General features: G+C 73.2%; 7 protein-coding genes. 2 read left to right on the top strand and 5 right to left on the bottom strand.

Annotated features, from left to right (window positions below; translation table 11 throughout):
- The coding region (locus MXD60_RS28125) for a class I SAM-dependent methyltransferase (RefSeq protein WP_248822720.1) at positions 1–471 on the bottom strand (471 nt) is incomplete at its 3' end.
- Positions 472–546: 75 nt separating this feature from the next.
- On the opposite strand from MXD60_RS28125, the gene MXD60_RS28120 reads away from it, so the two are divergent.
- Entirely contained in the window at positions 547–1,134 is a 588-nt protein-coding gene (locus MXD60_RS28120; protein ID WP_248822719.1) for a TetR/AcrR family transcriptional regulator, read from the top strand.
- A 144-nt stretch (positions 1,135–1,278) separates the two neighbouring features.
- Here the strand turns inward: MXD60_RS28120 and MXD60_RS28115 are convergent, their stop codons facing one another.
- From MXD60_RS28115 to MXD60_RS28100, 4 genes are all read right to left on the bottom strand, one after another.
- Complete coding sequence (locus MXD60_RS28115) at positions 1,279–2,925, bottom strand: thiolase C-terminal domain-containing protein (RefSeq protein WP_248822718.1); 1,647 nt, start codon at positions 2,923–2,925, stop codon at positions 1,279–1,281.
- A 2-nt stretch (positions 2,926–2,927) separates the two neighbouring features.
- Entirely contained in the window at positions 2,928–4,130 is a 1,203-nt protein-coding gene (locus tag MXD60_RS28110) for a thiolase family protein (RefSeq protein WP_248822717.1), read from the bottom strand.
- Between the two features lie 41 nt (positions 4,131–4,171).
- Positions 4,172–4,567: a Zn-ribbon domain-containing OB-fold protein gene (locus tag MXD60_RS28105; protein WP_248822716.1), complete on the bottom strand. Its 396-nt coding sequence runs from the start codon at positions 4,565–4,567 to the stop codon at positions 4,172–4,174.
- 90 nt (positions 4,568–4,657) lie between these two features.
- Positions 4,658–6,304, bottom strand: a complete 1,647-nt coding sequence (locus tag MXD60_RS28100; protein WP_248822715.1) for an AMP-binding protein — start codon at positions 6,302–6,304, stop codon at positions 4,658–4,660.
- A 333-nt stretch (positions 6,305–6,637) separates the two neighbouring features.
- Between MXD60_RS28100 and MXD60_RS28095 the strand changes: the two genes are divergently transcribed.
- Complete coding sequence (locus MXD60_RS28095; RefSeq protein ID WP_248822714.1) at positions 6,638–7,408, top strand: SDR family NAD(P)-dependent oxidoreductase; 771 nt, start codon at positions 6,638–6,640, stop codon at positions 7,406–7,408.
- Positions 7,409–7,620: the final 212 nt, after the last annotated feature.

Raw genomic sequence — 7,620 nt, 5'->3', positions numbered from 1 at the left:
GATGTCCGGCGCGGGGTCGAACACGTTCCAGTACACGGCCAGCCGGCCGCCGGGCCGCAGCACCTCGGCCGCGCGGGCCGCGCCCGCGGTGGGGTCGATCCAGTGCCAGCTCTGGCCGGCGACGACGCCGTCGAAGGTCCGGCCCGCGCTGTTCCAGTCCTCGAAGGTGGCGACTTCGACGTCGAGACCGCCGCGGCGGGCGAACGCGGCCATCCGCGGATCGGGGTCGATGCCGAGGACCCGGCAGCCGACGCCCTGGAACTGCCGCGCGTCGATCCCGGTGCCGCAGCCGACGGCCAGCAGGTCGGGCCCCGGCGCCGCGGCCGCGATCCGGCGCACCATCGCGTCGGGATAGCGCGGGCGGGCGCGGTCGTAGCGCTCGGGATCCGACCCGAACGACTCGGCGATGTGACGAGCCTGATGCGGCTGGGCCTCGCGGACGGCAGCCGGCGTGACATCCTCAGTGGGCACCCGCCCACTATAAATGGGCACGCGCCCACTCGCGCCGTGGCCACGACGAACGATCCGCAGACGACAGGAGACTCAGTGCCCACCGGCGTAGCCCTTCGCGACGTGCGCGCCCAGCTGTTCGACGCCGCCGAGCGGGTCCTGCTGCGAGCCGGGCCGAACGGCCTGACGAGCCGGGCGGTGACCATGGAGGCGGCCTGCGCCAAGGGCGTGCTGCACCGTCATTTCACCGACTTCGACACGTTCCTCGCCGAGCTCGTCCTCGACCGTGCCGCCCGGTTCGAGACCCAGGCCGTCGCCCTGCGGGGACGCGCCGGGGACGGCACCGTCGTCGACAACCTCGCGGCCGCGCTGACCGACCTGTTCGGCCCGGTCGCCCTCGGCATCGTCGGCCTCGTCATCTCCCGCGACGGCCTGCGTGCCCGGCTGCGCCAGACCTGGCCGACCGGCATTCCCGTGCTCACGGACGCCACCGCCACGCTCGCGTCCTACCTGGACCTCGAACGCCAGCAGGGCCGCCTCGCCGCGAACGCCGACGTCCACGCGCTCGCCCCGGCCCTGGTCGGCGCCGGGCACCTGCTCTTCGCCGGCCAGCCCGACCCCCCACCGACACGCGGTGACGTTCACGCCCTCGTCGCAGCGGTCATCGTCGGCCACACCCGGTGATACGACTGCCGATCACGATCTTGTGGCGGTGAGTCCGGCCATTGCCGCTGGCCCGTCCGAGACCGGCCGCCGTGCCGAGCGGTGCGCCGCGGCGCACCGCTCAGTGCACGGTGGGTTCGTGCCGGCGAGGCGTTTGGCCGCGGGTCAGCGGTTGGTGGTGAGGAGCAGGCAGCCGCCGGGGGCGCCGCCGCCGGTGGCGACGACGGCTACCTCGGCGTCGGGGACCTGGCGTTCGCCGCCGGCGCCGCGCAGCTGGGTGATCGCCTCGTGCAGGAAGCCGTAGCCGTGCAGGCGGCCGGCGGAGAGCTGGCCGCCGTGCGGGTTGAGGGGCAGTTTGCCACCGAGGCCGATCATGGTGCCGTCGCCGACGAAGTCCGCGGCCTCGCCGACGCCGCAAAAGCCGAGCGCCTCCAGCCAGGACAGGCAGTTGAAGGTGAACCCGTCGTAGAGCAGGGCGACGTCGACGTCGGACGGGGTGAGGTCGGTGCGGCTCCACAGGTGCGCGGCGGGGCCGAGGACCAGCGGCTCGTGGGTGAAGGTGCCCTGCTCCCAGGAGACCCGCTCGTTGATCTGGGTGCCGACCGCCTCGACCCGGACCGCGCCGTTCGGGGCATCGGCGGCGGCGTCGGCGGCGGAGACGATGACCGCGACCGAGCCGTCGCAGGGCACGTCACAGTCGAACAGGCCGAACGGCGAGCTGATCATGCGAGCGGCGTAGTAGTCGTCCATGGTGATCGGGTCGCGGTAGACGGCGTGGGGGTTGCGCGCGGCGCCGGCGCGGGCGTTCACCGCGATCCGGCCGAGCACGTCGCGGCCGACGCCGAACCGGTGCTGGTACTGCGAGGCGACGACGCCGATCCAGGTGGCCGCGGAGGCCGCGCCGTACGGCAGCCGCCACTGGATGTCCCCCTGCAGCCGGCCGGCGCCACCGCCGACCAGGCCCCGGCGCTGGTAGTCGGTGTACGTCGCCTCCCAGACGGTGCGCACGCACAGCACGTGCCGGCACAGCCCGGATGCGACGGCCAGCATCGCCGCGACCACCGAACCGGTCTGGCCCGGCAGGTCGATCCCGCCGTTGAACCACGTCGGGCGCAGCCGCAGCGCCTCCTCCAGCGCGGGCACGCCGCCCTCGCCGATCCCGCCGGGCAGGGCGGAGCCGGGATAGGTCGACAGCCCGTCGATGTCGGACGGTTCGAGGCCGGCGTCGGCGATCGCGGCGAGGCTCGCCTCCAGCGCGAGGCTCGCGGGGCTGCGCCCGAGCCGGCGGCCCACGGCGGACATGCCGAGCCCGGTCAGCGCGACCTCCCGCTCGAAGCGCCGTTCGCTCGCCGGCGGCCTCGGCACGACCCGCGCCTCGGTCACGAGACCAGGGCGGTCCGGTTCGCCGGACGGCCGGAACACCGGCAGCCAGACGTCGTCCTGATGTTCGAAGCCGACCGTGACGGCGAGCCCGACCCGGGCCGTCGCCGGGTCGTCGACGACCAGGTTCGAGGTGAGCCGCACACCTGGGGCGCCGTCGAGCTCGACGACGACCACGACATACGGCGGGGCCATGCCAGGCAGCCACTGCTGGTGGTTGACGCTGAACCCGACGACGACCCCGGCCGGGTCGACGTCCGCGTACGTCAGCTCGAGCGCGTGGCAGCGCCCGCAGGTCGTCTCGCTCGGATGCGCGAACGCCTCGCAGGCGGCGCACCTGGGCAGCCGCAGGGCGCCGTCGGCGCCCCCGGTCCAGAACGGCGCCGTCTGGGGAACCAGCGCGGGCAGGGGCCGTACGACGTCACTGGACATGGTCAGGCCGCGGCCTTCTCGAGGATGTGCACGCCGCAGGCGTTGCCGAGGCCGATGACGTGCGCGAGACCGACCCTGGCACCGGCGATCTGCCGGTCGCCGGCCTCGCCGCGCAGGTGGGTCGCGACCTCCCAGATGTTCGCGATGCCGGTCGCGGACACCGGATGCCCCTTGGATTCCAGGCCGCCGGAGACGTTCACCGGCATGCTGCCGTCGCGCCAGGTGGCGCCGGATTTGAACAGGTCGACGGCGCCGCCGGGCGGGCAGAGCTTGAGGTTGTCGTAGTGGACGAGCTCGGCGGTCGCGAAGCAGTCGTGCAGCTCGACGAGGTCGAGGTCATCGGGGCCGACACCGGCCTGCTCGTAGGCCTGCTCGGCGGCGCGCCGGGTGAGGGTGTTGACGTCGGGCAGCACCTGGCAGGCCTCCTGCCACGGGTCGCTGGTCAGCACCGACGCGCTGATCTTGACGGCGCGGCGCTGCTGCTCCAGCGACAAGGTGCGCAGCTTGGACTCGCTGACGACCACCGCCGCGGCGCCGCCGTCGCAGTTCGCCGAGCACATCGGCCGGGTGTTCGGGTAGGCGATCATGACGTCGCCCATGATCTGTTCGAGGGTGAACCGCTTCTGGTAGGAGGCCAGCGGGTTCAGCGTCGAGTGCGCGTGGTTCTTCTCGGAGATCCGGGCGAACAGCTCGAAGTCGGCGCCACCGTACTTGTGGTCGTACTCCATGCCGATCTGGGCGAACACCCCGGGCATCGTCTCGGTGCCGACCCGGCCGTCAAGCGCGGCGACGGCGCCGAAGCGGCCCTGCGGCGCCCAGGTGTCGCCGGCCGCGACGCGGCTGCCGCCGGCGAGCAGGCCGGCGCCGGAGAGCTTCTCCACGCCGACGGCGAGGCCGGTGTCGGTCTCCCCGGCCCGGATCGCCATGATCGCCACTCGCAGCGCGGTCGCGCCGGTGGCACAGGCGTTCGCGACGTTGAACACCGGGATGCCGGTCTGGCCGATCTGCTTCTGCAGCTGCTGACCGAAGCCGGCGGCGGCCTTCATCAGGTTGCCCGCCGCCAGCACGCCGACGTCACGCATGCGCAGGCCGGCGTCGGCCAGCGCACCCCGCGCCGCCTGCGCACCCAGGTCGAGGGTGTCCAGCTCCGGGTGCTTGCCGAACTTCGTCATGTGGATACCGACGATCCACACGTTCTCCGCCATCGAAACTCTCCCGTTGTGCGCCAGGTCAGTTGTGCGCCAGGTCAGCTTGCCGGCTCGAACCCGAAGCCGACCGCCTCGACACCGTCGGCGTCGACGCCGACGGGCACGGTCGTCAGCCGCAGCTTCATGCCGACCCGCACGTGCTCCGGGTCGGCGGGGGTGTTCACCACGTTGGCCCGCACGCTGGTCCCGCCGCAGTCGACGACACCGGCCACGAACGGCACCGGCACCCCCGGGGCGGCGAACGAGACGATCGTGAACGCCCGCAGCTCACCGTCAGTCGGCACGTCGACCTGGCGGAACTGTTCGCCCTCGCAGGCGGCGCAGGCGTTGCGGCGGTCGAAGAAGCGGGCCCCGCAGGCGGTGCACTCGTGCGCCGTGAGATGCGGGTCGCCGGCCAGGACGAGGTAGTCGACGAGGGGAACGCGCGCGCTCACAGATCCTCCGGTGCAGCGGTGCCGAGTTGCCAGGGGTGCCGAGGGGTCGGGCTGTCTGTACGTCATCCTCTCACCGCGGGCAGCCAGGCACTAGCGACCGCGATCGCCGCCCGCGGCGGCCCGGTCGAGGTACTCCTGGCGCAGCGGGACCTTGTACAGCTTGCCGGTGGGCAGTCGCGGCAGCTGCGACCGGAAGTCGACGACCCGGGGCACCTTCGGGCCGGCGAGGTGCCGGCGGACGTGAGCCCGCAGCGCCGCGGCGAACTCCGGTGACGGCGCGATCCCGTCGGCCGGCTGCACGACGGCGTGCACGTACTCGCCCATCTCCGGGTCCGGCAGGCCGAACACCGCCGCGTCGGCCACGTCGGGGTGCACGGCGAGGCACGCCTCGATCTCCGCGGGGTAGATGTTCACCCCGCCGGAGATGATCGTGAACGCGGCCCGGTCGGTGAGGTAGAGGTAGCCGTCGGCGTCGAGATGTCCCAGGTCGCCGAGGGTGAGCCAGGTGTCGTGCTCGGGGTGGCGCACCGCGAGGGTCTTCTCCGGGTCGCGGTGGTACTCGAAGACGGTGTCCTCCCGCTCGAAGTAGATCGAGCCGGTCTCGCCGGTGGGCAGCTCCGCGCCGTCCGGGCCGCAGATGCGTGGGACGCCGAGGTAGGGCCGGCCGACGGAGCCGCGGTGGGTCAGCCACTCCGTCGCGGAGATCACCGTCATGCCGACGCCCTCGGTGCACGAGTAGTACTCGGTCACGATCGGGCCGAGCCAGTCGATCATCTGCTGCTTCACCGGCACCGGGCAGGGCGCGCCGGCGTGCAGGACGTGGCGCAGGCTGGACAGGTCGTAGGCGGCGCGGACGCCCGCCGGCAGCCGCAGCAGCCGGACGAACATGGTCGGCACCGCCTGCAGGTGGGTGACCCGCTCGCGTTCGATGACCGCGAGCATCTCCCGGGCGTCGAACCGCTCCATGATCACGACGGTGGCGCCGAGTTCCTGCGCGCCGCGGGCCCAGCGCAACGGCGCCGAGTGGTAGAGCGGCGCCGGGCCGAGGTAGACGGAGTCCTGGTCCAGACCGCCGATGTCGCGGTACTGGGTCGCGGTGAGCGAGGTCAGCGCCTCGGTGACCGCGACGCCGGGCAGCGGCCGGCGGATCCCCTTGGGACGCCCGGTCGTCCCGGAGGAGTAGAGCATGATGTCGCCGCGCGGCTGGTGCGCCGACGGGCCGCCCGGATACCCGGCGACCGCGCCCTCGTAGGACTCGAAGCCGTAGTACCCGAACCCCTGGGCCTCGGGCTCGCGCGTTCCGGGTTCGTGCGTCCCAGGTTCGTGGGCGCCGGCCCGGTCCGGCGCGTCCACGGCGCCGATGACCAGCCGGGTCGCGCAGTCGGGAACGCCCTCGACCGCGGCGGCGGCGACGGGGGCGAGCGCTGCGGTCGTCACCAGCGCTGCGGCGCCGGCGTCCCGCAGGATGTAGGCGACCTCCTCGGCCGTGCCGTACCGGTTGATCGCCGTCAGGTACAGCCCCGAGCGCATCGCCGCCCACATCACCTCGAGGTAGCGGGGGTGGTTCTCCGCCAGCAGGGCGACGACGTCCCCGGGCCGCAGGCCCCGGTCGTGCAGCAGCCGCGCGAGGCGCGCCGAGCGCTCCGCCAGTTCGCGGTAGGTGATGACCTCGCGGCTTCGGGCCATGACCAGGGCCGGCTTGTCCGGCGTCGACGCCGCGTGGGTCCCGGGGTACAAGGGGTGCCTCCAGCAGTTGGGTCATGCGGCAGTTGGGTCATGCGTGTGCGGGGCTCACGCGGGGTTCGGGATCTCGCGCGGCCGTGGGTGCCGCGATGCCAGGATCCCCCAACCCGTCGGGTCGGCGGGGCGCCCCGCGTTCGATGGCCCACGACGACACCAGCGGCTAAGGTCCCCGATGTCGGGGGTTGACACCCCTGGATCGCCTTCGGTCGAGGCGCGGCGCCGTCCGGCCAGCCCGATGCCTCGACCCGCCGTCAGCAGCCGTGCGCTCGCTGGACCCCGACGACGGCGCAGCCAGGACGTTGATCCCATCGGGTCAGGAGGACGCAAGTGGATCTGACAGGACGCTCGGCGATCGTCACCGGCGGTGCCGGCGGGCTCGGCAGCGCGGTAGTTCGTCATCTGGCGGACATCGGGGTGAAGGTGGTGGTCCTCGACATTCACGAGGGTCGCACGAAGGAGATCGCCGACGGCATCGGCAAAGGCGCCGTGGCGGTCAGCGGCGACACGAACGACGACGACGTCGTGCTGGCCGCGATCAGCGCCGGGCAGTCCCTCGGCGTCCTGTCGATCGTGGTGAACGTCGCCGGCGGCGGCCTGCCCACCGGGCGCACGGTCGGCCGCGACGGCTCTCCGACCGACAAGGAGTCGTTCGTCAAGACCCTGGAGATGAACGCGACCGGGACGTTCAACGTCACCCGGCTCGCCGCCGCGGCGATGGCGCACAACGAGCCGACCGAGGACGGCGAGCGCGGCGTCATCATCAACACCGCGTCCATTGCCGGCTACGAGGGCCAGGCCGGCCAGGTCGCCTACGGCACCGCCAAGGCCGCCATCCTCGGCATGAGCCTGCCGCTGGCCCGCGACCTCGCGCCGCTGGGCATCCGGGTGAACGCGATCGCGCCCGGCACCATGGGCACGCCGCTGATGCTCAGCGCCCCGGACAAGCTCAAGGAGCGCCTGATCGACGCCATCCAGTTCCCCAAGCGCCTGGGCAAGCCGGAGGAGTTCGCCCTGCTGGTGGAGTCGCTGATCCGCAACTCCTACATCAACGGCGAGAACATCCGCCTCGACGGCGGCGTGCGCTTCCCACCGAAGTAGGTCCGCGGCGGTCGGAGCGCGCGGGCGCCGGTCTCGGGACCGGTCGGTTGCGGGTGGGATGGGCGCTGGCTAGCGTCGAGAACTAGAACAGTGTTCCAGGCCCGGTCTGGTCGGCGGCGTCCGCGCCGCCGCCCCCCGCCGGTGGGGCGCCCCGGCCGCCCACCGCGGCGCCCACCCATTCGCCCGCCCGCCGGTGCGGCCACGCGGGCGCG

This window comes from Frankia sp. AgB32, from assembly GCF_023243045.1.
Lineage (GTDB): Bacteria > Actinomycetota > Actinomycetes > Frankiales > Frankiaceae > Frankia.
This window is presented reverse-complemented; position numbering and strand designations above follow the sequence as displayed.

Coding starts and splice junctions, on each gene's coding strand:
- MXD60_RS28115 (WP_248822718.1), bottom strand. CDS start 2,925: ATGTCCAGTGACGTCGTACGGCCCCTGCCCGCGCTGGTTCCCCAGACG.
- MXD60_RS28110 (WP_248822717.1), bottom strand. CDS start 4,130: ATGGCGGAGAACGTGTGGATCGTCGGTATCCACATGACGAAGTTCGGC.